A 1959-nucleotide genomic window follows, 5' to 3' on the forward strand; every position below is an offset into this window, starting at 1 on the left:
GCTCCGCGAGCCACCCGCGCTCGGCCACGTCGCGGCGGCTGAGCTCGGTGGTCACCGCCGCCGCCCACCGGTCGCCCGCGGAGCGCGTGAGCATCTCCGCGAGGTGCGCGATCCTGGTCTCCAGCGCCTTGTCGCGCGCGTCCAGCACGGCGAGCCGCTCACCGGGTTCCAGCAGCGCGAACTGGCCGAGCCTGGTCAGGAACTCGTAGTCGTCGATGGCCTGCTCCGGCGTCAGGTCGGCGAGCATGTCGTGCAGCAGCTCGCGGCCCAGCGGCGTGAGCGCGTACACCAGCCGCGGCGGCCGCCCGTCCTGCGGCTCTTCGCTCTTGGTGACCGCGCCCGCCTCCTCGAACCGCCGCAGCGCCGGGTACAGGGAGTTGTTGTTCAGCCGCACCCCGGTGGTGCGCTCGACCCGTTTCCGCAGCTCATACCCGTGCGCCGGGCGCCGGGTCAGGTGCCGGAGCAGCAGGATCTCGATATACGACACTAGTCCAGCATAACCTATGTACAACTGGACTATCAGCAGAATGCGCGCTCCGTCGGCGTTCTGCCGCGTGACCTAGCGTTCTATGCTGGTCTATGCGCTTCGCGACGCTCATCAGCTGGCTGGTGACCGCGAGCCTGGGCGGCTACATGCTGCACACCTGGCTGGCGCGCGGCGGCCTGCGCCGCGAGCGCGCCAGGGCGGGCGGCCTGCCGCCGCCGCTCATCTTCGGCCATGCCGGGCTGGCCATCAGCGGCCTGCTGATCTGGGCGGCCTTCGTGGCCTCGGGAGCGCGGCCGCTGGCGTGGACGGCGGTCGGCGTGCTGATGGTGACGGTGGGGCTCGGGCTATCCACCGTGACGCTGTGGACGCCGTACCCGGCCCGCCGCCCGGGGGAGCGGCGGGATGCGAAGCCCTGGGACGAGGCGGCGGTGGTCATCTCGGACGCCGGGGAGGGTGCGGCCGGCGAACCAGGCCCGCAGGCGTATCAGGTCACCGACGAGATGATCGCGCGGCTGCTTGACGATCCGTTCCCCGGACCGCGGCGTCACCCTATTCGCCCGAACCCGGCGGTGCTCGTCCCGATCGCCCACGGCTTCGCCGCGATTGCCACGTTCGTGCTGGCCGTGACGGCCGCCAGCACGTGAGCCGCGAGTGCTGCGGGGCACTGATCGGCCGCTGAGTCTTGCGGACTGAGACCCGCGCTGTCGATACTGCTGAGATGGGCGACCGAAATGTGCTCGGCGGCGAGCTCGAGCCATGTGGCACTGACCCGCTTACCGGCTTCTACCGGGACGGGTGCTGCACCACGGGGCCCGAAGACCTGGGGAGTCACACCGTCTGCGCGGTGGTGAGCCAGGAATTTCTCGACCACCAGCGGCGCATCGGCAACGACCTGAGCACCCCGATGCCCCAGTTCCGCTTCCCCGGCCTGGTACCCGGCGACCGGTGGTGCGTGACCGCCGCCAACTGGCTCCGCGCGCACAAGGACGGCGCCGCGGCGCCCGTGGTGCTCGCCTCCACGCACGAGCGAGTGCTGGAAATCGTCCCGCTGTCCGCCCTCAAGCAATACTCAGTGGACGTCCCCGCCGACGCCAGCACCCTGGAAGACACCGAGCGCTAACCGCCGGCTGCCCAGCTCACCGCACTCCGCCACGACGGCCCGGTAGCTAGCCCCCCATACCGGCGGGGGCTGAGTGCACGCTGGGGCGGGGGCTGGGTGGAGCCCGGATTCGGGGTCTAGGCATATCGACCCTGGCGGTCACGGCCCGGAATGCTGCTGTCTATGGCCATCGTGACTTCCAGGGACAAGCTCGCGACACCCGCGGACAAGCCGCGGCGCCTGCTGGAGGCCGCCCTGCGGCAGCCAGCGGCATGGTATGCCGGGTTCGCGGTCTACGCCGCCTGCGTGGCCGCCTTCAGCGGCCCGGGCCTCGACCACTGGTGTGGAATCTGGGCGGCGGGCGGCTACGCTC

General features: G+C 71.3%; 4 protein-coding genes. 3 read left to right on the top strand and 1 reads right to left on the bottom strand.

What is annotated here, in order from left to right; all coding sequences use genetic code 11:
* A partial coding sequence (locus tag WA805_RS07580) for a PadR family transcriptional regulator (protein ID WP_425241977.1) occupies positions 1–487 on the bottom strand: 487 nt, incomplete at its 3' end.
* A gap of 92 nt (positions 488–579) precedes the next feature.
* Here WA805_RS07580 and WA805_RS07585 point away from each other — a divergent pair.
* The 3 genes from WA805_RS07585 to WA805_RS07595 all read left to right on the top strand — a co-directional run.
* Positions 580–1131, top strand: a complete 552-nt coding sequence (locus WA805_RS07585) for a hypothetical protein (RefSeq protein ID WP_422281736.1) — start codon at positions 580–582, stop codon at positions 1129–1131.
* Positions 1132–1205: 74 nt separating this feature from the next.
* On the top strand, positions 1206–1607 hold the full coding sequence (locus WA805_RS07590; RefSeq protein WP_422281734.1) for a DUF2237 family protein: 402 nt from the start codon (positions 1206–1208) through the stop codon (positions 1605–1607).
* 162 nt (positions 1608–1769) lie between these two features.
* Positions 1770–1959, top strand: a 190-nt coding sequence (locus WA805_RS07595) for a hypothetical protein (protein WP_425241978.1), incomplete at its 3' end; no start/stop codon positions are given.

This window comes from Trebonia sp. (assembly GCF_049794275.1).
In the GTDB taxonomy this organism is placed as follows: Bacteria; Actinomycetota; Actinomycetes; order Streptosporangiales; family Streptosporangiaceae; genus Trebonia.